The sequence below is a fragment of the Rhizobium sp. YTU87027 genome (assembly GCF_050644135.1).
Taxonomy (GTDB): Bacteria; Pseudomonadota; Alphaproteobacteria; order Rhizobiales; family Rhizobiaceae; genus Rhizobium.
Map to the genome: position 1 here is coordinate 150,943 of NZ_CP098443.1, position 23,470 is coordinate 174,412.

At 59.2% G+C, this 23,470-nt stretch carries 23 protein-coding genes; 3 read left to right on the forward strand and 20 right to left on the reverse strand.

The window, feature by feature from the left end:
* Positions 1 to 10 precede the first annotated feature (10 nt).
* Entirely contained in the window at positions 11 to 478 is a 468-nt protein-coding gene (locus NBG89_RS31270) for a RidA family protein (protein WP_431324790.1), read from the forward strand.
* Between the two features lie 30 nt (positions 479 to 508).
* Here the strand turns inward: NBG89_RS31270 and NBG89_RS31275 are convergent, their stop codons facing one another.
* The 9 genes from NBG89_RS31275 to NBG89_RS31315 form a co-directional block, all read right to left on the reverse strand.
* On the reverse strand, positions 509 to 1,210 hold the full coding sequence (locus NBG89_RS31275; protein ID WP_431324791.1) for a TetR/AcrR family transcriptional regulator: 702 nt from the start codon (positions 1,208 to 1,210) through the stop codon (positions 509 to 511).
* Positions 1,211 to 1,339: 129 nt separating this feature from the next.
* On the reverse strand, positions 1,340 to 2,110 hold the full coding sequence (locus NBG89_RS31280; RefSeq protein WP_431324792.1) for an SDR family NAD(P)-dependent oxidoreductase: 771 nt from the start codon (positions 2,108 to 2,110) through the stop codon (positions 1,340 to 1,342).
* A 53-nt stretch (positions 2,111 to 2,163) separates the two neighbouring features.
* Positions 2,164 to 3,285 (reverse strand): acetoin dehydrogenase dihydrolipoyllysine-residue acetyltransferase subunit, encoded by a 1,122-nt coding sequence (locus tag NBG89_RS31285; protein WP_431324793.1) that lies wholly within the window; start codon positions 3,283 to 3,285, stop codon positions 2,164 to 2,166.
* Positions 3,286 to 3,290: 5 nt separating this feature from the next.
* Entirely contained in the window at positions 3,291 to 4,298 is a 1,008-nt protein-coding gene (locus tag NBG89_RS31290) for an alpha-ketoacid dehydrogenase subunit beta (RefSeq protein WP_431324794.1), read from the reverse strand.
* Between the two features lie 11 nt (positions 4,299 to 4,309).
* Positions 4,310 to 5,287: a thiamine pyrophosphate-dependent dehydrogenase E1 component subunit alpha gene (locus NBG89_RS31295; RefSeq protein ID WP_431324795.1), complete on the reverse strand. Its 978-nt coding sequence runs from the start codon at positions 5,285 to 5,287 to the stop codon at positions 4,310 to 4,312.
* Positions 5,288 to 5,430: 143 nt separating this feature from the next.
* Entirely contained in the window at positions 5,431 to 6,318 is an 888-nt protein-coding gene (locus tag NBG89_RS31300; RefSeq protein WP_431324796.1) for an alpha/beta fold hydrolase, read from the reverse strand.
* Between the two features lie 24 nt (positions 6,319 to 6,342).
* On the reverse strand, positions 6,343 to 8,070 hold the full coding sequence (locus NBG89_RS31305; protein ID WP_431324797.1) for an ABC transporter permease subunit: 1,728 nt from the start codon (positions 8,068 to 8,070) through the stop codon (positions 6,343 to 6,345).
* Positions 8,063 to 9,142, reverse strand: a complete 1,080-nt coding sequence (locus tag NBG89_RS31310; protein WP_431324798.1) for an ABC transporter ATP-binding protein — start codon at positions 9,140 to 9,142, stop codon at positions 8,063 to 8,065. Before NBG89_RS31310 ends, NBG89_RS31305 begins: the two co-directional genes overlap by 8 nt.
* A 30-nt stretch (positions 9,143 to 9,172) precedes the next feature.
* Positions 9,173 to 10,285 (reverse strand): extracellular solute-binding protein, encoded by a 1,113-nt coding sequence (locus tag NBG89_RS31315; protein ID WP_431324799.1) that lies wholly within the window; start codon positions 10,283 to 10,285, stop codon positions 9,173 to 9,175.
* A 529-nt stretch (positions 10,286 to 10,814) separates the two neighbouring features.
* Here NBG89_RS31315 and NBG89_RS31320 point away from each other — a divergent pair.
* Both NBG89_RS31320 and NBG89_RS31325 read left to right on the forward strand, forming a co-directional pair.
* The gene (locus NBG89_RS31320) at positions 10,815 to 11,645 is read left to right on the forward strand and encodes a putative hydro-lyase (RefSeq protein WP_431324800.1); all 831 of its coding nucleotides are present in this window, start codon (positions 10,815 to 10,817) and stop codon (positions 11,643 to 11,645) included.
* Positions 11,646 to 11,847: 202 nt separating this feature from the next.
* Positions 11,848 to 12,747 carry a LysR family transcriptional regulator gene (locus NBG89_RS31325; RefSeq protein ID WP_431324801.1) on the forward strand — a complete coding sequence of 300 codons (900 nt, stop codon included), beginning with the start codon at positions 11,848 to 11,850 and terminating at the stop codon, positions 12,745 to 12,747.
* Between the two features lie 85 nt (positions 12,748 to 12,832).
* On the opposite strand, the gene NBG89_RS31330 is transcribed toward NBG89_RS31325, so the two are convergent.
* The 11 genes from NBG89_RS31330 to NBG89_RS31380 form a co-directional block, all read right to left on the reverse strand.
* Positions 12,833 to 13,126 carry a putative quinol monooxygenase gene (locus NBG89_RS31330; RefSeq protein ID WP_431324802.1) on the reverse strand — a complete coding sequence of 98 codons (294 nt, stop codon included), beginning with the start codon at positions 13,124 to 13,126 and terminating at the stop codon, positions 12,833 to 12,835.
* A 21-nt stretch (positions 13,127 to 13,147) separates the two neighbouring features.
* Positions 13,148 to 13,597, reverse strand: coding sequence for an OsmC family protein (locus NBG89_RS31335; RefSeq protein ID WP_431324803.1), 450 nt, complete (start codon positions 13,595 to 13,597; stop codon positions 13,148 to 13,150).
* Between the two features lie 94 nt (positions 13,598 to 13,691).
* Positions 13,692 to 14,102: a GlcG/HbpS family heme-binding protein gene (locus tag NBG89_RS31340; protein ID WP_431324804.1), complete on the reverse strand. Its 411-nt coding sequence runs from the start codon at positions 14,100 to 14,102 to the stop codon at positions 13,692 to 13,694.
* A 16-nt stretch (positions 14,103 to 14,118) separates the two neighbouring features.
* Entirely contained in the window at positions 14,119 to 14,874 is a 756-nt protein-coding gene (locus NBG89_RS31345) for an SDR family NAD(P)-dependent oxidoreductase (protein WP_431324805.1), read from the reverse strand.
* 61 nt (positions 14,875 to 14,935) lie between these two features.
* The gene (locus NBG89_RS31350) at positions 14,936 to 16,057 is read right to left on the reverse strand and encodes an acetoin dehydrogenase dihydrolipoyllysine-residue acetyltransferase subunit (RefSeq protein WP_431324793.1); all 1,122 of its coding nucleotides are present in this window, start codon (positions 16,055 to 16,057) and stop codon (positions 14,936 to 14,938) included.
* A 5-nt stretch (positions 16,058 to 16,062) separates the two neighbouring features.
* Positions 16,063 to 17,070 carry an alpha-ketoacid dehydrogenase subunit beta gene (locus NBG89_RS31355; RefSeq protein WP_431324794.1) on the reverse strand — a complete coding sequence of 336 codons (1,008 nt, stop codon included), beginning with the start codon at positions 17,068 to 17,070 and terminating at the stop codon, positions 16,063 to 16,065.
* Positions 17,071 to 17,081: 11 nt separating this feature from the next.
* A complete protein-coding gene (locus tag NBG89_RS31360) occupies positions 17,082 to 18,059 on the reverse strand; it encodes a thiamine pyrophosphate-dependent dehydrogenase E1 component subunit alpha (protein WP_431324806.1) in 978 nt (325 codons plus the stop codon).
* Positions 18,060 to 18,110: 51 nt separating this feature from the next.
* Positions 18,111 to 19,160, reverse strand: coding sequence for an ABC transporter permease (locus tag NBG89_RS31365; RefSeq protein ID WP_431324807.1), 1,050 nt, complete (start codon positions 19,158 to 19,160; stop codon positions 18,111 to 18,113).
* A 120-nt stretch (positions 19,161 to 19,280) separates the two neighbouring features.
* Complete coding sequence (locus NBG89_RS31370) at positions 19,281 to 20,147, reverse strand: sugar phosphate isomerase/epimerase family protein (protein WP_431324782.1); 867 nt, start codon at positions 20,145 to 20,147, stop codon at positions 19,281 to 19,283.
* Positions 20,148 to 20,158: 11 nt separating this feature from the next.
* Positions 20,159 to 21,322, reverse strand: coding sequence for a Gfo/Idh/MocA family protein (locus NBG89_RS31375; RefSeq protein WP_431324783.1), 1,164 nt, complete (start codon positions 21,320 to 21,322; stop codon positions 20,159 to 20,161).
* Between the two features lie 698 nt (positions 21,323 to 22,020).
* Complete coding sequence (locus NBG89_RS31380) at positions 22,021 to 23,454, reverse strand: NAD(P)(+) transhydrogenase (Re/Si-specific) subunit beta (protein WP_431324808.1); 1,434 nt, start codon at positions 23,452 to 23,454, stop codon at positions 22,021 to 22,023.
* Positions 23,455 to 23,470 lie beyond the last annotated feature (16 nt).

Below are 23,470 nucleotides of genomic sequence, written 5' to 3' on the forward strand. Positions count from 1 at the left end.
GGCGCATTAGATGAACTCTGTTGATCGCCGGCTCCTCGAACTCGGCCTGGAGCTTCCAATGGTCAATCCGGCTCAGGGAAATTATCTGCCCTACGTAAAGGCGGGCTCGCTGGTATTTGTTGCCGGCCAGGGCCCGCGATTGGCCGGACGGTTGACGTGCAGGGGCGTGGTTGGACGCGATGTCACCGTAAAACAGGCTGAAGACGCAGCTCGCCTCTGTGCACTCAACATTGTCGGCCATGTTCGAAACGCCTGTGACGGTGATTTCGACCTCGTCAAGCGTTTCGTCAGGATTGCCGGTCTTGTGCGGTGCACTGAGGATTTCGAGGATCAAGCCAAGGTTTTGAATGCCGCTTCTGATTTGCTTTGCGATGTCTTCGCTTCAAGAGGCAGCCATGCGCGCATGGCATCAGGCACACACGCACTTCCCTCCGGTATGGCCGTGGAAATCGAGGCGGTTGTAGAACTTTCAAATTGAGCGGTCGTGCGCAGCGCCTGCGCCCCATCATTATCTGTTGGTGGCGTTTCGCCTTGGCGAGGCGCCAGCGACGCTGTCCCCGACCGGCAGAGCCGACAGGATCGCGCGCGACAAACCGATAGCCTCGCTGCAGACGGCGTCCAGGCTCGCGGGATCGCCCGACCAATTGCTCCATGTTGTTGATGCATCGAGCATGGACATGACAGCGCGAATTTTTCGGCGGCTCACCTCAAATCCCAACGCCTCGGCACCCGCCTGAAAGAGATCGCAGCAAAGGTCGAGCCAGTGATCGATCTCGTGGCGAAATTCCGGTTCCAGGAACCCACCCGCTCGATCCATTCTGACGAGAAGATCCCACAAGTCGCTTGCAGGGATCGAAACCTGCTGCTTTGCTACTGATCCAACCAACGCGTCCCAGAATTCTTCGGCACTCGTGGATCGATCGATCGCTTCCAGTATCGCATAACCCCAACTGGTGTAATGCCACCGCAGCGATTGTGCGACGATCTCGCTTCGCCCACCCGGGAAATGGAAATAGATTGTCGCTGCCTTGACGTTTGCCTGCTTTGCAAGGGCTCTCATTGTGACGGCCGAGTACCCCTCGATGGTCGCCAATCTCAGAAAGACGTCAAGGATCCGGCTGCGCCCGGGGGTCAGTGCAGACCAATCACACAGATCGAGGTGTTGCTTGAACAAAGCACGGGCAGCAACCACTCGAGGCGAAAGCGTCATCGTCATTCCTTTGTTTTATGCGCTAATGGCTATCAAACAATCTTGTCAACGCGAAGTGGTGCGCCGCGCGACGGCCAATACAAACCAGAGGTCTACGGCCACCCGTCGCGCGCTTGGGCTCGATCTGACTCAGAAGGGATCTCTGGCAGCAGTCAGCCACCCACCATCCATCACGTAGGCGCTGCCATGCACATAGTCCGCGTCGTCGCTGCCGAGGAAGGAAGCGAGCTTGGCGATTTCTTCCGGTTGGCACCAGCGCCGCGCAGGGACCTTGCTGATGGCGAGATCCATATCCGGCGAAGCCGAATTATGTTCCGGCAACGCCAGCGGGGTCGCTGTCGCTCCCGGACAGATTGCGTTGACGCGTATACCCCGGGCCCCATATTCAAAGGTCAGCTGGCGCGTCAGGCCAATCACCCCGTGTTTTGACGCCGTATAGGCCGAGCCACCACCAGCGGCACTAAAGCCCGATGTCGACGAGGTGTTGATGATTGCGCCTTTTCCTTGGGAAAGCATCTGTGGGATGACGGCGCGCGCCATCAAGAACGGCCCTGTAAGGTTCACGGCCAGGACCTTGTTCCACTCTTCCAGGCTGACCTCATGTGCACAGGCGTGACCATCGAGTATGCCTGCATTGTTGCAAAGCAGATCGACGCGTCCCCATCGTTCGATGACCGCGTCGACGCCGGCCTTGACACTGTTTTGGTCGCTGACATCCACTTGAAGCGGGTGAGCCATGGAGGGCTCGGCTATATTCGCAACCGTCTGGACAGCGCGCTCCTTGTTGATATCCATGGCCGCGACAAATGCACCGCGGGAGACGAACTCTGCGACCATCGCCCTGCCCATTCCCGATCCAGCGCCGGTGACGATCACGACTTTTCCAGCATAATTCTTCATGACATTCCTCATCGACATTGCATTTTGACCTGCCGGCGAAACCTTCGACCGGCTCAGTGCCTTTGGTTGATATTGCTGTTGATTGCGTCATTGACGGCGGCTGCTGCCTCCATCTGCGGCATGTGGCCGACGCCCTGGATCTTGCGGATTTCGACGTTGGCGGGGATTTCATTGTCTTGCGGCACGGGGACGATCTGGTCCTGCTCGCCCCAGATGAGGGTGATCGGGCAGGAGAGTTCGGCCAGGGTTTTGCCGATCGACTGCAGTTGACCGTTTTCGTCGGCGATCGTCTCTGCGATGGCGCCAAGTGCTTCGGGGACGCCTTCGAGGCGTTTGAAGCGCAGTGTTCCTTCGACCATGTCGTTGGTGATCTTCGATGGATCGGCAAACAGCCGTTCCAGGACGCCAAGAAGCGGGCGTCGGCGCTCGGCGGCAACGAAGTCGACCAGGAAGTCGCGGTTCATCTGCTTGCTGAGGCCGATAGGGGCAATCAGCGTCAGCGATCCGACGCGCGATGGCTGACGGGCCGCCATGGCCGCGGCCACAGCTCCGCCGAAGGAATGTGCCACGAGATGGATCTTGCCGGGAGCAAGGGGGCCGATCGCCTCCTCGACGGACGAAACGATCTTCGCCAGGATGTCGCCGCCTGCAACGGGAGAGGACGCGCCGTGCCCCGGCAGGTCCACCGCGATGGTGCGCATCTTTTCTGCAAGCGCCGGCTGATTGAACAGCCAGGTCGTCAGATCGCCACCAAACCCGTGGAGGAACAGCACAACATCCTCGCCCGCCTCCCCGGCTTCGAGCAGATTGACCGAACCGCCTTCCACGGCAACGCTGCGCGCGGCGGGCGAGCCTGCCTCGCCGTCCTCACCTGAACCCAGACGATCGGCGTAACTCTGGATGAAGGCGTCGATTTCCTCCTGCGTGGCGCTCTCGTCGGCAATCACCCCGGCCAGGGCCCCGACCGGCGCGGTCGTCCCTTCATTCAGAACGATGCGGCGAAGGGTACCGCTGGAGGCTGCCTCCAGAACATTGGTAACCTTCGTCGTTTCGATCTCGAGGATTTCCTGGCCGCGAGCGACCGCACCTCCTTCGCCGATCATCCATTGGGTGATCTTGCCCTCGGTCATCGTCATTCCCCACTTGGGGATCGTGACTGCTTCGATAAGCGACATGGGTTTTACCTCTTTACGATTGATTTGACCGCCTTCATCACCGCCGCGGGGGTCGGAATGTAGGCATCTTCAAGATTGGGCGCGTAGGGAACCGGCGTATGCGGCGCCGTCACCAGCTTGATCGGCGCCTTCAGCGCGTCAAAGCATTGATCGGCAAGCAGCGCGGAGATATCGGTTGCGACACTGCAGCGCGGATTGGCCTCGTCGACGATGACGACACGCCCGATCTTTTCGGTCACTTCAAGCAGCGTGTCCTCGTCGAGCGGCGAGGTGGTGCGTGGGTCAACGACACAGGCGGAGATCCCCTCCGAGGCGAGGCTGCGGGCAGCCTCCTCGGCGACACCGACCATCCGGCCGATCGCGATGATGGCGACATCCTTGCCGTCGCGCACGACACGGGCTTCACCGAAGGGAATGGTATAGGAAGCGTCCGGTACCTCGCCTACGGTATCGTAGAGCATCTTGTGTTCAAGGAAGATCACCGGATCGTCGTCACGGATAGCCTGCAACAACAAGCCCTTGGCGTCGTAGGGATTGGACGGAATAACCACCTTCAGCCCCGGGATATGGGTGAAGATCGAGTGCAGCGCCTGGGTATGCTGTGATCCGGAACGGCTGCCTGCGCCATAGGTGGCGCGAATGACCAGCGGCGTCTTGGCACGTCCCCCGAACATATAGCGGAACTTGGCTGCCTGGTTCATGATCTGATCGAGGCAGACACCGGCGAAGTCGACGAACATGATCTCGGCGATCGGGCGCAGGCCGGTCAACGCCGCCCCGGCCGCCGCGCCGATGAAGGCCGCTTCGCTGATTGGCGTATCGCGCACCCGCTCGGGACCAAAAGCGCCAAGCAGGCCGCGGGTGACGCCAAACGGCCCGCCCCAGGCATCTTTCACGCCGTTCGCCCCAGCGCCACCCGTCAGATCCTCACCCATCATGATCACCCGCGGATCCCGGGCCATTTCGGCGTGAAGCGCGTCGTTGAGTGCTTGGCGGAAGGATTTTTTTGCCATGTCAGTCGTCCTTACAGATATTTGACGTAAACGTCGGTGGTCAGGGCCGACAACGGCGGGAATGGAGCGGCGCGCGCTGCGGCCACGGCACGATTGATCTCGGCCTCGACGGCCTCATCGACCGCATCGAGCTCGGCTGTGTCCAACAGCGAGACTTCCTTGACGTGCTTGCGGAAGATACTGAGGCAGTCACGATCCTGACGCATCGCCGCCTTCTCTTCCGGTGTGCGGTAATTATCAGGGTCGCCGCTGTAGTGTCCGTAGTAGCGTGGCACATGAACGTGCAGCATCGTCGGACCGCCGCCGTTTCTGGCGCGCTCGACAGCCTCGCCCGTGGCGGAATAGACCTGGAAGACATCCGTGCCGTCCACCTCGATGGACGGAATGTCATAGCTTTCAGCCCGGCGGGTGAAGCTGCCGGCCGACACATGTTCGTTTGCCGTGGCCTCGCCGAAGCCGTTGTCTTCGATCACGAAGACGATCGGCAGCATCCAGATCTTGCCAAGGTTGAAGCTCTCGGACATGACGCCCTCGTTCATCGCACCATCACCGGCAAACGCGATCGCAACCTGGCCGGTGCCGAGCAGCTTGGCGCTCAGCGCCGCCCCGCAGGTGATCGGAGCACCGGCCGCAACGATGCCGTTTGCCCCCAGCATGCCCTTGCGAAGATCCGCAATATGCATCGATCCGCCCTTGCCGCCGCAGGTACCCGTGGCCCGTCCGAAGAGCTCGGCCATCATGCTGTCGATATCGACACCCTTGGCGATCGAATGGCCATGGCCGCGATGCGTCGAGGAGATGTAATCGTCCGCCCTCAGATGCAGACAAACACCGACCGCGCTGGCCTCCTGGCCGGCATAGAGATGGGTGTTGCCGGGAATGTCTCCCGACGCCATCTCGTCCATCACCCGTTCTTCGAAACGGCGGATCATCCGCATGCTTCGATAGACCTCGATGAGCTTGTCATGTGACAGTTGTAAGCCCGACATCCTTCTGTCCTTCCCCTTCACCCTCGTTGAATTCTTTCAATTCGCTCCCTTGCGCCTGACTGCGGTTGACTGCTCCAAAACCAACCGCAGCCAGACGCTTATCCACCCGTCTTGGGAAGGTGGACGTGGCGCGCATTCAGACGCTAGCCAAAGAAGCGCATCAATTCGCTGGCAAGCGCTTGGGGTTGCTCCTCCGCCAGATAGTGACCACACTGTTCGATGGCTGTACCCTTTACATTGGTTGCGATCCGCTGAAGCTCTGCGACCAGGTCAGGCATAGAACCCTGATCAGCACGGACTGCCAACACAGGCATCTCCAGCTTTCCTCGGCTGCTAAGCTCTCTATTCTGGCTCGCCGACTGGGACACGGCACGATAATAGGCCAAACCGCCTTTAAGCCCGTTGCTTCGAAATGCGCGCAAGTACTCGGCGAAGTCCGCGTCGGAGAAGATCTGCGGGTTGGCGGCCTTTCGTTGAAGGAACCACCGAAGGTAGACGTCCTCGCGACCGTCGATAAGAGCTTCCGGTAAGTCAGGAACGTTATGGAAAGCAACGTGCCAGGTGCGCCACGCGACATTCGACGACCAGGGAAGTGAATCGGGCAAGCTAATGCCTGGGATCCCCGTATCAAGGATCGCAAGCCCCATGACGCTGTTCCCGTACGAGGCAGCGTAAGGATATGCGACCCAGGCGCCGACGTCGTGTGCGGCAAGGAAGTGCCGCTCAATGCCGATCCTGTCGAGGAGGCCGCGCACCAGCGTCGCAATCGTCAGAGTGTCACAACCCTGCAATGGCCGGTCAGAGTCTCCTTGCCCCGGGAGGTCGAGCGCAATCAGTCGATAACGTTCCCCAAGGCTCGGCAGGACCTTGCGCCATGCATACCAGCTCTGCGGAAAACCTGCGAACAGGACGAGGACGTCACCGTCTGGGCGCCCGCCGCTGACGTAGTGCATGCGCACGCCGTCGATTGTCGCATAGTTACGGCTGAACCCTTCGATGCCGCATGATGGCCAATCTTGCTGCTGTATCATATTTGTCTCCAGTTCGGTATCGTCTCAGGTGAGGGCCTTCGCCGGCTTGACGGCATTTCTCCAGGCGGCCAGACCCACGACAAGCAAGCACGTAAACAGAAGCAACGAGAAGATCGCGTTGACTGACGGTGTGAAGCCAAAGCGCATCTGGTTGAACACCCAGATCGGCAGCGTTGGTGCACCTCCCGAAAGAAACAGCGTCACCATCACGTCGTCTGCCGAAAGCGTAAGCCCCAAAAACGCGCCGGCAACGATCGTTCCCCTGATCATCGGGAAAAGGACGTGGACGAAACTTTGCCACCGGTTGGCACCGAGATCCAACGAGGCTTCCATAAGGCTTGGATCGAGGCGCCGAAGGCGAACGAGCAGCAAGAGCAACGTTACCGGCATGACGAAACTCATCTGACCGATGACGATGCGCATGACACCGGAGGGAATGCCGAAAATCTCCGTTCCAAGGACCATCTCGATGCCGAGGACAACGCCTGGCGTGGCGATTGGCAATGCAAACGCCATCTCATAGAAACGAGAACCCTTGAGTTTGGAATAATAGACGATCAGCGCAAAGACCGTGCCGAGCGTGACGGACAATGTCACCACGCACGCAGCGACCACAACCGACCGCTGAGCAGCTTCGAGAAGCGATTGATCCTTCAGCAGCTCCTGGTACCAGTGCAATGTCAGCCCCTGCAGCGGAAAGATCTGCAGGTTCGCGGAATTGAACGAGAAGAGGACGATGATCGCCAGCGGTGCATAGAGGTAGAGGATCGCTGCAAGGACACCCGCCGAACCGAACCGCTGTCCGACGTGCTGCTTATCGGCGGAGGGAGGTGGACTATCCTCGGCCTCCTCCCCAAGCATCACACCTTTGGCTGGCGTCAGCGCAATGATCGTGCCGAGAAGAATCCCGACGCTCAACATCAGGGCGACCGCAACCGCAGCACCATAGGGCCAGTTGTTGGCAAACCCGAACTGGGTCGAGACCACGACTCCGAGGGTGGTGCCGTCGATGCCGCCAATCATCGCCGGCGTCACGAAGTCACCCACTGTCACGAGAAAGGCAAGCGAGAAGCCGATGGCGAGATTCCGCCGCGTCAGCGGCCAGATAAGATGCATGAATGTCTGGCGCGCACTCGCACCGGAATCTTGTGAGGCTTCGACAAGATCGCGAGGAATCTTTTCGAAAGCTCCCATCGTCGAGATGAAAATGAAGGGCACTGAGATATAGGCAAACACGATCACGACCGCAGTCGGACTGTACAGGAAGGCTCCAGAGGGCGCATCCAGGATGCCGGTCGACACCAGTGCGGCGTTCAATACACCGGACTGCCCCAGAATGATGCGCCAAGCAAAAATGCGCATCAAGAGGCTGATCCACAGCGGCAATACGACAAGGACGGTGAGCAGCGTCTTGTGCCGTCGTGCGACCCTGCCGACATAGAACGCCAGCGGATAGGCAATGCAAGTCGCCAGCAGACAGCCAAGAAAGCTGAATGAAAGAGTGCGCCAAAGCAACACCCAAAAGCCCATCGACTTCCAGATGCGCGCATAGTTGGTAAGCGAAGGTTCCAGGAGGATTACGCCATTCGACGTCTTCAGAAAACTGGTGGCGACAAGCAGCAGGTTTGGCAAAAGCACGATAAGCAAAAGCCAGACGACGACTGGTACGCCCGCGAGATTGATCCTCGCCGAAAGATGTTGCAGCGAGATCGTTCGTGGCTGGATGACCCCAGAAGCAAGGTTGTCAGTCATAAAACACCTGTGTGTTTTGAACGTCGAAGCTGACCTGAACGGGTTGTCCGACGAGAAATGTGGATTCGCGCACGGCGGGTACCGTGCCAATCAGGTTCAAGGCGCCGCATCGAACGTTCACCTCGCAGTTGGTACCCATGAACAACACGTCTTCGACAACTCCTCGAAGCGTTCCTGGATGCTGTGACCCATCGAGCGTGCTGATCTGGACGGCTTCATACCTGATCGCCATGCGTGCTGGCCCGGCGCGCGGAGCCAAAAGACCGGGAACACCAGTTCCTTCAATTTTCCCGATGGCGCCGCCTTCAGCGGTTTCAAACTTGACCGGAACGAGATTGGATCGTCCCACAAAGCGGGAAACAAACTCGTTGCTGGGCGCAAAGTAGATCTCGCGTGGGGTCGACAGTTGGGCGATTTTCCCTTCATCGAGAACGACGACGCGGTCCGACATCGACAGTGCCTCGCCCTGGTCATGCGTCACATACATGAAAGCGATTCCGAGCTCCCTTTGCAGAGCAACGAGCGTGTGCTGCATCTGCTGGCGCAAACGAAGATCGAGGGCCGCCAGTGGCTCGTCGAGAAGAAGAAGTGTCGGCCTTGAGACGATCGAGCGCGCAAGCGCTGCGCGCTGGCGCTGTCCGCCGGAAAGCTGATGAGGCAGTCGCTCACAGAATGTCGACATTTCGACCAGCTCAAGTGCTTCCAATGCCTTGCCGCTGCGGATCGCTTTTGCTTCTCCGCGCATTCTCAGCGGATATTCGACATTTTCCCGCACCGTCAGGTGCGGGAAAAGCGCGTAGCTCTGGAAGACGGTGCGAACGTCCCTTTTGAAGGGGGGAACCCCGTTCACGGTCTTGCCGCCCATCACGATCTTGCCTTCGTCAGGGTGTTCAAAGCCCGCGACGGTTCGCAAAATGGTTGTCTTGCCGGAACCGCTCGGGCCAAGGATCGAAAAGAATTCACCTGCTCTGACGGCAAAGGAAACATTGTCGAGCGCGGGTTTTTGAGCGCCGTCATATGTCTTTGAGACGCCTTCGAGCGAGAGCACGTGACTGGTTTGAGGGGTTCCCATATCTCTTCTCCTAGCTGGCCTGCGGCCGTATCAAAGCGTGCCGGCCAAAAAGTCGTTCCAGATCTGGATGCGCCGCTCCACGTCTTCCGGCTCTCGGAAGAACACCAGGTTGCTCTTGAAGGCGGGATCTTCGGAATCGAGGATGTTGGTGGTTTTCAATTCCGCTTCCGTGAAACCAGCCTTGCGGGCAGCCTCCGGGGTGAGAACACCGTTGCTGCCCGAGAACTTCATGAAGCGCGTCTGCCAGTCGACTGACATCGTGTCGTTGAGGAACTTATAGACAATGTCGCGCTGTCCCTTGGGGGTGACATATGTGCCCTCAATCCAAGACGGAGTGCCTTCCTTGGGGAGCGTATATTTGAAATTCAGGCCCTTTTTCTTCAGTGTATTCACAACAGTGACGTTGTGGCAGTAACCGAGCAGCGCTTCGCCGGAAGCATAGACGTTTGCCGCATCGTCGAAACCGCGCGTGACGACCCGCACCTGACGGCGCAGTTCCCGCAGCGCGTTCGTGACCGAGGTAAATTCCTCTTCCGTCAGCTTGAACGGATCCTTTGCGCCGACATAAAGCGCGATCATCGGGATCGTCACGGTGGCGTCATCGAATATGGTGACCTTGCCTTCGTAAGTTTTGTCCCAAAGGGCCGCCCAGCTCATCGGCGGCTCCTTGATCACGTCGGCGTTATACTGAAGCGGCTGTGTGCCCCAGTGAAGCGGAATGCCCATCAGCTCACCGTCGACGGTCAGAGGATCCTTCCAGTTCAATCCGGGCAGAATGTTTGCGACGTTCGGAACCTTCGAAACATCGAATGGGGTAATCTGCCCCGCCTTCTTTAGTCGACCCGCGGTCGACGCCTCGGAATAGACGACGTCCGGCTTGACGGCGCCAGACTGGAGCTGCGCAAAAACCTCGTCGAGCGAGGAGATGATCACGGGCTTGATCTTTGCCCCGTTTGCCTTCTCCCATTCTGCGATCCAGTCCGGCTCATCATAGCTTTCCCACGTCAGGAGAGTAATCGGCTCTTCCTCGGCCCAGGCGCTGCGCAGAAGTGAAGGCGCAAAGAGCGCTGTTGCTGCGATGGCGCCTCCAGCTTTGAGTGCTTTGCGACGGCTGGGTGACTGCAATTGATCATGTCCGGTCATTTTACGAGTTCCCTTGTTCTGATTGGCAGGCTCTGGTTATCAGGGTGCGGCTGGAAGCCGCCGCGCCAATCTAACGAACGACAGTTCGGTTCGATTGGCGGCATGTATTGCTCGCCGTATTCGGCAAGCGACATTGTAAACGTGCAAGCGGATTGAAAATGCCTCGAGCCGATCGACTTGATGGAAGATCCATCTCAGCCAGACTTTTGGACGGCTAGGCTCGGGCTATAACACGGGACCTCCCACGCACCGTGCATGGCGATCATAGTCACGCCGCGCCCTATGAGGGTCAAATCGTCATTCTCGATGGTAGCTGATAGATGCGGATTATCAGGCGCTCCATCCTTCCGGAGATGAACGCACTGGTACAGCGTGATCTGGACGAGCAGGCCGTAAACAGTCCACTCGGCCGGTTAAGCCAGGTGATCAGCGCCATTTATCTCTACTTATACGATATCGCAATTTGACGACTGCGCCGGATGGCGCAACTGTCCGAAGCTACTCTGTAGAAAATTGAAAGGCATAGCGAATGGCAGACCATGCGACACAGGTCGCTGAACGCGGCCCCATGCATGTGCGGGCCGATGCAAGAGCGAAGATTATCACGGGCCAGACGTCTGGGATGGCAGGCGGCTTTGCTCAAGGGAACCTCGTCATCCTGCCGAGCGATTGGGCTTCGGATTTCTTGCGCTTTTGTCTTGCCAACCCGAAGCCATGCCCGTTGCTTGCCGTCGGCAATCCTGGTGATCCGTCCCTGGCGGGCGCAGGCACCGGTATCGACATTCGCAGTGATCTGCCCAGCTATCGTGTATTTGAGAATGGCGAGCTGGTTGACGAGATTGAGGACATTTCACACATCTGGCGCGATGATTTCGTCACCTTCCTGATTGGCTGCTCGTTTTCCTTCGAATGGGCTTTATTGAACGCTGGTCTCGGTGTGCGCCACATCGAGCTTGGCACGAATGTGCCAATGTTCAAGACGAACATCGAATGTGTGCCCGCCGGTCGGTTCTCAGGGCAATTCGTCGTCTCGATGCGACCGATGAAGCCACGTGACGCTATCCGAGCAATCGAGATTACCGGCCGGATGCCGCAGGTTCATGGCGCGCCGGTCCATTTTGGTGACCCGTCCGCCATTGGTATCTCCGACGTGATGCGCCCGGACTACGGCGATGCCGTGCCGATCAGGGAGGGAGAGGTCCCGGTCTTCTGGGCGTGCGGCGTGACACCTCAGGTCGCGCTGGCGAAGGCAAAGCCACCGATCGCGATTACGCATAGTCCCGGATGCATGCTGATCACCGACATTGCGGATGAAGATCTGCTGAACGGCAAATTCCACTTTCATCCACCGGAACTTTAAGGGCGAAAGCTTGATCACGCGCTGACAAATTGTTCAACTTGCGCGCCGATGCGCGCCGTCGATGCGCAAGACCATCTGGCGGCGTTGCGCGGTTTGTCGTCATGTCATCGCGCGCTGTGTCCGACCTCCTTGACGCAAAAGGATGATCAATCCTAACTGGGAGCGTGAGTTTGCTCGCCCGACCAGCGTAGAAAGGTGCGGAATGGTTGATCTGCGAACCTTGGAGACCTTTTATCTCGTCGCCCAAACTGGTGGCTTCCATCGAGCCGCCGAAAAGCTCCATACGACGCAGCCCGCGGTATCGGCACGTATTGCGCAGCTTGAACAGGAACTCAGAGTACGCCTGTTCGAGCGCGACAAGCGGGGAAGTCATCTGACAAGCAAAGGACGAGAGCTACTTCGCTATGTCGAACGAATGATTGCCCTAAGAACAGAGTTGGTGCTGGCCGTGGCCGGGCAACCCAGTCTCAGCGGTACGGTGCACCTCGGGGTGTCGGACACCATCGTGCATACTTGGCTGCCAGCCCTGCTTAAACGCATCAGTCAGGAATATCCGGCAATTACTCTGGAGATTGACGTCGACGCGTCCTCTCATCTTACCGTTGCCCTGCTTGACAACACCATAGATGTCGCCTTGCTGATGGGGCCGGTCAACGCCGGCAACGTCATCAATAGTCCTTTGTGCAGCTATCCGATCGACTGGATCGTGCCTTCGAATTTTCAGGCGGGACACGAGCCGATTGCTCTGGCAGATCTGGCAAGGTTCCCGATCATAACCTTCGCGCGGCAGACCCGTCCCTATTTTGAACTGAAGGAGCTTTTTCACGCCGGCGGCTTTGACGAAGTGCGGTTATTCGCCAATTCCTCCCTGTCATCGATTGTACGAATGACGCTCGATGGTCTGGGGGTCGCGGCAATTCCGAAGGAGGTTGTCGCCGAGCACCTGGCGAAGGGGGAATTACGGGTGCTGAGGAGCGAGGAACCGATGCCGGTCATGTCCTTCACCGCGAGCTACATTCAGCGCCCCGACATGCCGCTAAATGCGGTGGTGGCAGATCTGGCGCAGGAGGTGGCAGCTGACTACCAGAGGCAGGGGACCTAATCGTATCCGCCCACTCGCAGCCTCGCGTGCGGGGCGTCACAGCGGGCGAACGCGCCCGCTGTGACTGGGCGAGCCTCGGAGGAGATCAAGAGACTCGCCGATATTTTTCGAGCTTCACCGACTTGAAGAACTGGCCGTACTTCTCGCCAAACGCTTTCATGGATGGGGTGTTGTTATGCACGTCCAGGGATCTTTCATCATCCCAGATCTCGTAGAACAGGAACTCGCCCGGTCGTTCGTTTGACTGGTGCAAGTCATACTGCACGAAACCCGGTTCGCCTTGCGCGATTGGCACGAGCGTAAGCAGCGCGTCGCGAACCTGGTCTTCCTTCCCCTCATGCGCAACTATGGTTGCAACAACAACAAGCTTGTCCTTCATCTTTTCCTCCTTCGACTTCGTTTAATCTAACTCGATTGCGACGTGGCACTTGATGGAATTCGCAATAAAGCACCCCTTGTGAGCGCGATGGTGCAGGCGATTCAGTGCCTCCCGATCAGGCTGCTTCTCTCCGCTGAAGACTGCCTTTGGATGAAGGATGATATCGGAAACCCACATTGCACCCTCGGGGCTTTTGGATACTTTTCCGATGGCCTTGTCCTCATATGCGCTGACCGCGTAGCCACTGCCCTCGCAAATGGCGAGGAAATAAAGCATATGGCAACTGGCAAGTGCATTGACGAGCAACTGCTCGGGATCGGCAAAATTTGGATTGCCGAGGTATTCGGGTGCCGCCGAGACCGGTATCGTGACCTCGGAACTGATGATCCCTTTATGATCGCGACTATAGGTGCCGGGCTGCTTGGGATGGTCCTTGGCCTTCCATTCCAGGCGGACGATATGTTCTGACATGGCTGCGGTTCCTGAAGTTTGTTGTCTTTGGCGTGGCGGGCGCTGCAAGGCTCGGCGATGTCTCCGATCATGCAGCGGCGCCGAGGCCTCAAGACTATCGGTTGAGAACGTCTGCAATTGCATGCGCTATCGCCTCGTCGGCCTCGATTGGACCGCCCGACACGCCAACGCCGCCAATGACCACGTCGCCATCATATACCGGCAGCCCTCCGCCAAAGACGACAAGGGGGCGACTGGCGGCACGCTCCATGCCAAATAGCGAAGCGCCGGGTTGGACAGTTTCCATCCAGTGTCCTGACGGCGCGCGAAGTGCAGCGGCGGTGAAGGCCTTGTTGTGGGCGATTTCGATCGTTCCGAACGCGGCATCGTCGACGCGAACAAAAGCGACCAGGTGTCCGCCACCATCGACAATCGACAAAGACGAGCGTTGCTTGAGTTCTTTGGCCTTGGCAACACCGGCGTTGATTGCCTCAAGGGCTAGGTCATGAGGGATGTGCTTCGTCATTTTCGAAAATTCCTCCCTAGTTATAGATGCCGCCGTCGACGGTGATCGCCTGGGCAGTAACGTACGAAGATTCGTCTGATGCGAGGTAGACGAACAGCGGGGCCACCTCTTGCGGCGTGCCTTGACGACCAAGCGGAATAACCGTCGGTACCAAGGATTCCTGCTTCTCTTTGCCGCCGATGAAATCGATGACCGGCTGATTGAATGGGGTATCGATCCAGCCGGGGCAGACAGCGTTGACGCGCACGCCGTCGCGCGCCAGTTCCAGGGCGACCGATGTCGTAAAGCCGATGACTGCGGCCTTCGACGCCGAGTAGCACGTCAGTCCTGCTCCTCCTCGCTTGCCGGCGAGTGAAGACATCATGACGATCGATGCGTTGCCGGTCTCGCGAAGATACTTCAACGCTTCGCGCACGAAGATGAAGTTGCTCCTCACGTTGATCGAAAATACCTTGTCCCAATTGCTGGTGCTGAAGTCGTCGACCTTGCCGGACAATTGCACGCCTGCATTCAGGCAAAGCGTGCTGATGCCTTTCATCCAGGCCGCCGCCTCGCCAATCGCGGCCTTGATGTCTTCTTCCCGCGAAATATCGGCTTTGATGAACTTCACCCTTCCGCCGAAACGCTTCTCGACGTCGGCGCCCTTTGCAGCATCGATGTCGACGACGGATACGACCGCGCCTTCAGCTACAAACGCTTCCAATATTGCAAGGCCGATGTTGGCTACGCCACCTGTCAAAAGAACGCGTTTTCCTGACAAACGTCCAGACATGGTTTCAACTCCCAGAGTTAGGTTATGCCGGCATGCTCACGCAAACCGGCGCTGCGGCACATCAGTGCCTTTGGTTGATATTGCTGTTGATTGCGTCATTGACGGCGGCTGCTGCCTCCATCTGCGGCATGTGGCCGACGCCCTGGATCTTGCGGATTTCGACGTTGGCGGGGATTTCATTGTCTTGCGGCACGGGGACGATCTGGTCCTGCTCGCCCCAGATGAGGGTGATCGGGCAGGAGAGTTCGGCCAGGGTTTTGCCGATCGACTGCAGTTGACCGTTTTCGTCGGCGATCGTCTCTGCGATGGCGCCAAGTGCTTCGGGGACGCCTTCGAGGCGTTTGAAGCGCAGTGTTCCTTCGACCATGTCGTTGGTGATCTTCGATGGATCGGCAAACAGCCGTTCCAGGACGCCAAGAAGCGGGCGTCGGCGCTCGGCGGCAACGAAGTCGACCAGGAAGTCGCGGTTCATCTGCTTGCTGAGGCCGATAGGGGCAATCAGCGTCAGCGATCCGACGCGCGATGGCTGACGGGCCGCCATGGCCGCGGCCACAGCTCCGCCGAAGGAATGTGCCACGAGATGGATCTTGCCGGGAGCAAGGGGGCCGATCGCCTCCTCGACGGACGAAACGATCTTCGCCAGGATGTCGCCGCCTGCAACGGGAGAGGACGCGCCGTGCCCCGGCAGGTCCACCGCGATGGTGCGCATCTTTTCTGCAAGCGCCGGCTGATTGAACAGCCAGGTCGTCAGATCGCCACCAAACCCGTGGAGGAACAGCACAACATCCTCGCCCGCCTCCCCGGCTTCGAGCAGATTGACCGAACCGCCTTCCACGGCAACGCTGCGCGCGGCGGGCGAGCCTGCCTCGCCGTCCTCACCTGAACCCAGACGATCGGCGTAACTCTGGATGAAGGCGTCGATTTCCTCCTGCGTGGCGCTCTCGTCGGCAATCACCCCGGCCAGGGCCCCGACCGGCGCGGTCGTCCCTTCATTCAGAACGATGCGGCGAAGGGTACCGCTGGAGGCTGCCTCCAGAACATTGGTAACCTTCGTCGTTTCGATCTCGAGGATTTCCTGGCCGCGAGCGACCGCACCTCCTTCGCCGATCATCCATTGGGTGATCTTGCCCTCGGTCATCGTCATTCCCCACTTGGGGATCGTGACTGCTTCGATAAGCGACATGGGTTTTACCTCTTTACGATTGATTTGACCGCCTTCATCACCGCCGCGGGGGTCGGAATGTAGGCATCTTCAAGATTGGGCGCGTAGGGAACCGGCGTATGCGGCGCCGTCACCAGCTTGATCGGCGCCTTCAGCGCGTCAAAGCATTGATCGGCAAGCAGCGCGGAGATATCGGTTGCGACACTGCAGCGCGGATTGGCCTCGTCGACGATGACGACACGCCCGATCTTTTCGGTCACTTCAAGCAGCGTGTCCTCGTCGAGCGGCGAGGTGGTGCGTGGGTCAACGACACAGGCGGAGATCCCCTCCGAGGCGAGGCTGCGGGCAGCCTCCTCGGCGACACCGACCATCCGGCCGATCGCGATGATGGCGACATCCTTGCCGTCGCGCACGACACGGGCTTCACCGAAGGGAATGGTATAGGAAGCGTCCGGTACCTCGCCTACGGTATCGTAGAGCATCTTGTGTTCAAGGAAGATCACCGGATCGTCGTCACGGATAGCCTGCAACAACAAGCCCTTGGCGTCGTAGGGATTGGACGGAATAACCACCTTCAGCCCCGGGATATGGGTGAAGATCGAGTGCAGCGCCTGGGTATGCTGTGATCCGGAACGGCTGCCTGCGCCATAGGTGGCGCGAATGACCAGCGGCGTCTTGGCACGTCCCCCGAACATATAGCGGAACTTGGCTGCCTGGTTCATGATCTGATCGAGGCAGACACCGGCGAAGTCGACGAACATGATCTCGGCGATCGGGCGCAGGCCGGTCAACGCCGCCCCGGCCGCCGCGCCGATGAAGGCCGCTTCGCTGATTGGCGTATCGCGCACCCGCTCGGGACCAAAAGCGCCAAGCAGGCCGCGGGTGACGCCAAACGGCCCGCCCCAGGCATCTTTCACGCCGTTCGCCCCAGCGCCACCCGTCAGATCCTCACCCATCATGATCACCCGCGGATCCCGGGCCATTTCGGCGTGAAGCGCGTCGTTGAGTGCTTGGCGGAAGGATTTTTTTGCCATGTCAGTCGTCCTTACAGATATTTGACGTAAACGTCGGTGGTCAGGGCCGACAACGGCGGGAATGGAGCGGCGCGCGCTGCGGCCACGGCACGATTGATCTCGGCCTCGACGGCCTCATCGACCGCATCGAGCTCGGCTGTGTCCAACAGCGAGACTTCCTTGACGTGCTTGCGGAAGATACTGAGGCAGTCACGATCCTGACGCATCGCCGCCTTCTCTTCCGGTGTGCGGTAATTATCAGGGTCGCCGCTGTAGTGTCCGTAGTAGCGTGGCACATGAACGTGCAGCATCGTCGGACCGCCGCCGTTTCTGGCGCGCTCGACAGCCTCGCCCGTGGCGGAATAGACCTGGAAGACATCCGTGCCGTCCACCTCGATGGACGGAATGTCATAGCTTTCAGCCCGGCGGGTGAAGCTGCCGGCCGACACATGTTCGTTTGCCGTGGCCTCGCCGAAGCCGTTGTCTTCGATCACGAAGACGATCGGCAGCATCCAGATCTTGGCAAGGTTGAAGCTCTCGGACATGACGCCCTCGTTCATCGCACCATCACCGGCAAACGCGATCGCAACCTGGCCGGTGCCGAGCAGCTTGGCGCTCAGCGCCGCCCCGCAGGTGATCGGAGCACCGGCCGCAACGATGCCGTTTGCCCCCAGCATGCCCTTGCGAAGATCCGCAATATGCTGCGATCCACCCTTGCCGCCGCAGGTACCCGTGGCCCGTCCGAAGAGCTCGGCCATCATGCTGTCGATATCGACACCCTTGGCGATCGAATGGCCATGGCCGCGATGCGTTGAGGAGATGTAATCGTCCGCCCTCAGATGCAGACAAACACCGACCGCGCTGGCCTCCTGGCCGGCATAGAGATGGGTGTTGCCGGGAATGTCTCCCGTTGCCATCTCGTCCATCACCCGTTCTTCGAAACGGCGGATCATCCGCATGCTTCGATAGACCTCGATGAGCTTGTCATGTGACAGTTGTAAGCCCGACATTGCAGTCCTCTTGAAGTTTTCGCTGCAGACCCGCCAGGTCGCAGTCAATTGTTACGAACCCCGCGCCTGTCTTGATCGTCTGTATTGATCGATGACGACGGCGAGGACGATGATGGCTCCCTTTATGATCTCCTGGTAATAGGAGCCGATCTTCAGGAAGGTGAATCCGGATGTGATGACGCCGAGGATGATGGTGCCGATCAGGGTGCCGGTTATGCGGCCGGAGCCGCCGGCCAGGGAGGTTCCACCGATGACCGCGGCGGCGATGGCGTCGAGCTCATAGGCGGTGCCCATGGTGGGCTGCGCGGAGGCGGCGCGTGCTGCGGTGACGACACCGGCGAGGCCGGAAAGGACACCTGCGACGACATAGACCTTGATGAGATGCGAGCCGATGTCGATGCCGGAGACGCGGGCGGCCTGGGGGTTTGATCCGATCGCATAGGTATACTTGCCATAACGGGTGTAGCCCAAGGCGATATGGGACAGGATCGCGACGGCAAGAAAGATCAGCACCGGCAAGGGCACCGGAAAGCCAAGGATGAGGTAGCTCTTGCCAAGCCAGGTGAATTGCGGCGTCAGCAGCCCGATCGGCTGGCCAAGCGTATACCACTTGGCAGCACCTCGGGCACAGACCATCATGCCGAGCGTTGCGATGAACGGCGGAATGCCGGTCTTGGCAATCAAGACACCGCTGATCCAGCCGGTGACCAGGCCGACGAGAAGCCCTGCCATGATCGGCCAGAGCGGGAAAAGGTCGGTCAGCGCCGGATAGAGCGCCCGCACATCCGTCGAACTTTGAGCCAGGGAGGCGGCGACCATCGCCGACAGGCCGACCACCGAGCCGGATGCCAGATCGATACCGCCGGTGATGATGACATGCGTCACACCGACGGCCAGGATGCCCGTCACCGACACCTGAAGGATGATGATCGACAGGCGCTGCTCGTTGCCGAGGAACGACGTGCCAACAAAAACCCATCCAAGGACTTCGAAGATCAGAGCGATGCCGACAAGCACAACGGCCATCGACATCTCGCTCTTGAACCTGCGCTTCAAAACTCGCTTTTCCGCCACAACCGCGGCTCCAGAGGACGTCGTCATTGTGTCCTCCCAAACATCAGATCAGTCATTTTTCTTCCCCTTTTTTCGGGTATCGACGGCAGCCGCCGGGATGCCATCGAGATTGTCCATGTTAACGATTACATAGCGTTGTTTGTGTCGCTATAGTTTAGCGGCGTTGGCCTTTGCATTGGCTGCATCGACGAGCGGCTTGAGGTATTCCAGGGAGACGCGGGCGACCCAGTCGGGCTCGATGCCACGCTTGTGGAAGCCGCATTCCATCGACAGGTAGCCATCGAAGCCGGTCTGCGCCAGCGCCTCGATGAGCGCCGGGAAGTCACCCCTGCCCATGCCGGGTGGCAAGCGATCATTGTCGGAGGCATGGATATGGACGAGGTCCTTGCCCATGGCATAGACGTAGTCGCTCATCACCTCTTTTTCGGTGATGACGTGATGGCTGTCGAACATCAGCCGAACGTTGGGCTCGCCGACGTCCTTCATCATGTCGATGGTGTTGTCGCAGGTATTGACGATATTGCTGTCTTCCGGGGTCGGCTCGATCACGATCTCGACGCCGAAGTCCTGAGCAAAGCGCGCAATCTCGCCGATGGCCTGCTTGGCCCAATCCCATGCCTGGCGGTAGGTTGTGCCGAAGATATACCAGCCAGGCAGGCAGATCAGCCGCTTGCCGCCCCAGTCGGCGGTCAGCTTCACCATGTCCTTGTAGTGGTCGATCGCCCAGCGACGCTCTTCCGGGATCGGCGAGGCAACGTTGTTGCCAGGCCCGCCGCCGTGGGCTGGCAGCATTGCCGCCAGCTCCAGGCCATAATCCTTGAGCATCTTGCCGATGTCCTGGCGGCGCTGCGCACTCAGCGTCGGCGGGAAGACATGCGGACTGGCCGCACCGATCTCGATCGCGTCATAACCGATCTTCTTGACGCGCTTGATGGTTTCTTCGAGCGTGTAGGCCGGCAACCACGTCGGGTTGCTTGCATACGGCCAGGTGTGCATTGCAAGCTTGATTGTCATCGAACGTCTCCTCAGCCAGCCGTCTGCTTGATGGTTTCCCAGGCACCGGTCTCACCCGAGACGAGAATGGCTTCGGCAATGCGTTCGATCTGCACCCCGTCCTTGAAGTCCGGCGAAGCCGGCTTGTTTTCGGCAATGGCCTTGAGGAAGTTGTACCATTCGATCGACTTGATATCGATGTAGCCCTGCCCCATGCCGGCCACTGGCCACAGCTTGTCGCCAAAGGGCTGGTTCGGCCCGGAATAGATCGTACGGAAGCCGAACGCGTCGGCCGGATCGTTGGCAAACGCGACGCGCAGCTCGTTGAGACGCTGGTAGTCGAAAGCGATGGAGCCGCGGGTGCCGTGGATCTCAAAGCCCAGCTGATTGTGATGGCCCCAGGAGTTGCGGGTCACCTCGATGGTGCCGTGAGCGCCGTTCGAGAACTTGATCATCGTCAGCGCGGTATCGTCGACGTCGACCTTGCCCTTCTCCGTGGACGCAGCCCCGCTCGGACCAAAGAAGCGGCCCGCCGGCAGCGGCCGCTCCGGGATGAAGGTCTTGACGATTGCGTTGACCTGCTCGAACTCACCGACCAGAAGGCGCGCGGCATCGATCACGTGCGTTCCGATATCACCAAGCGTACCCGAACCCGCCAGAGCCTTGTTGAAGCGCCAGGAGAGCGGCTTTTCCGGGTCAGCGCCCCAATCCTGCAGATAGTAGCCACGGAACGTCAGGATGTCGCCAATGCGTCCCTCTTCGATCAGCTTCTTGGCCATCTGCAGGGCCGGCGTATGGCGGTAGTTGTACGATACCATCGTCACCACGCCGGTTTCGTTGGCCGCCGCCAGCATTTCTTCAGCCTCGGCAACCGTCATCGACATCGGCTTTTCACACATGATGTGCTTGCCGGCCTTGGCCGCCGCGATGGCGATCTGCGCATGCGTGCTGTTGGGCGTGCAGATGTCGACGATGTCGATGTCGGGACGCGAAACGACCTCGCGCCAGTCGGTTGCGTATTCCGTAAATCCATACTGTTTGGCAGCGTTCTGTGCCAACTCCTCGTCGATATCGACGACCACCTTGCGTTCAATCTCGACGGGCGAGCCGAACAGGATCGGCACAACCGCCGTCGCGATCGAATGGGCCTTGCCCATAAAGCCTGTTCCAATCAGCGCAACGTTCAACTTCTTCACCGCAAAAGCCTCCATTTGGCCGGAAATCCAATCCCGCACCTGCTACACCGGACCAAACCTGCGCATGGCCCGTCAAAAAACTGTAATGTTAACGTATACAACACGAGGATTTTCCCAATGTCAACGATTACATTGGAATTGTGCAGTCGTTTTGACTACCACAGTTGGGCTCCCCAGATTCCAGCTGAAACGAGTGAAAATGACCGTCCGAACCCCGCCACCAGAAAAACCCTGAAAGCAAGTTCGAACCCTATCCCCACCAGGAAATCCGCCTGCCCGTCCAGCTCCTGCCATAGCCGAGGCGTTTGCCTCGCTGCCAGGGACAGCGTTCAGGAGATCGCCATTCGGTTTTGCCGCAGCGTGAAGGTTGGCGTTATTGGAGAACATAGCGCGGCGATCGCCAAGATGACGTTGTGACGATCTCGTGTTCCGCCATCCAACGCGGAATGTTCGTCCAAGGCGCGATCTGCATCGCGCGGTGGATCCAAACCAGGAGCCAGGCGATATGTTTGGGTTGAAGGGAAAGATTGCGGCTGTCGTCGCTCGGGGAAGCCGACTTTCGTATGTCTTTCGGTCCAATTCGGTAAGGGATAACGCCGTCGGTACCTTACCGCAGGTGATTGCTACTTGCCATTGGCGAGGCCGCCACCGGGGGCAGGAGAAATCCGAGGAACCGGCTCCGCCCGCCCCCGTTACGATCAACCGAGCTGAGGCAAGAGCTGGTCGATACTCTTTTTCGCATCCCCATAGAACATTCTGGTATTTTCCTTATAGAAGAGCGGGTTCTCGATGCCCGAATAGCCGGTTCCCTGACCGCGTTTCGACACGAAGACCTGTTTGGCTTTCCAGACTTCCAGAACGGGCATGCCGGCGATCGGCGAGCTCGGGTCTTCCTGCGCTGCCGGATTGACGATGTCGTTCGAGCCAATGACAATGACGACATCGGTGCTGGCGAAATCCTCGTTGATCTCGTCCATTTCGAGAACGATGTCGTAGGGAACCTTTGCCTCGGCCAGGAGCACGTTCATATGCCCCGGCAGTCGCCCGGCAACAGGATGGATTGCGAAACGTACGCTCTTGCCGGCGGCCCGGAGTTTGCGGGTCAGCTCGGAGACCGTCTGTTGCGCCTGCGCCACCGCCATGCCGTAGCCCGGCACGATGATCACGCTTTCTGCGTCGTTGAGGGCGGCGGCAACACCTTCGGCATCGATGGCGATCTGCTCGCCGGAGATCTCGAGCGTCGGTCCAGTTGTCGTGCCGAACCCCCCGAGAATGACCGAAACGAAGGAGCGGTTCATCGCATTGCACATGATGTAGGACAGGATCGCCCCTGAGGAGCCGACGAGGGCGCCAGTGACAATCAGCAGGTCATTGCCGAGCGTGAAGCCGATAGCTGCCGCAGCCCAGCCGGAATAGGAATTCAGCATCGACACGACCACCGGCATGTCGGCTCCACCAATGCCCATGATCAGGTGATAGCCGATGAAGAAAGCGGCGAGCGTCATCAGAACGAGCGTCCAGGCGCCGGCACCGTTTACGTACATGAACAACAGGATCAGCGACAGGATGGCGGCACAAGCATTGAGATAGTGCCCGCCCGGCAGTTGCCTGGCCTTGCCGTCCACTTTCCCGGCCAGCTTGCCAAAAGCGACGACGGATCCCGTGAAAGTCACCGCACCGATGAATACGCCCAAGAAGACCTCCGCCTTCATGATCGTAAGCTCGACCGGGACCTTATGAGCGAGGATGCCTGCAAATCCGTCGAGAGTCGCGCGTGCCGCATCATCCATGCCGGCAACACGCGAAGCTTCGATGTGGGCGTTAAAACCGATGAAGACGGCAGCTAGGCCGACGAAGGAATGCAGCGCGGCGACAAGCTGCGGCATTTCCGTCATCTGCACGCGACTTGCCAGGGAGTGACCGAAGATTGTGCCGCCGAGGATCATCAATACGATGACCACCCAGTTGCCGACACCCGGTCCGACGATTGCCGCGATGACTGCAAGCGCCATGCCGACGATGCCGTACCAGACAGCGCGTTTGGCACTTTCCTGTCCGGAAAGCCCCCCGAGCGAAAGAATGAAGAGAACGGCAGCTGCGATGTAAGCGGCCGAAACGATACCGATCGTCATGATAAATCTACCCCGG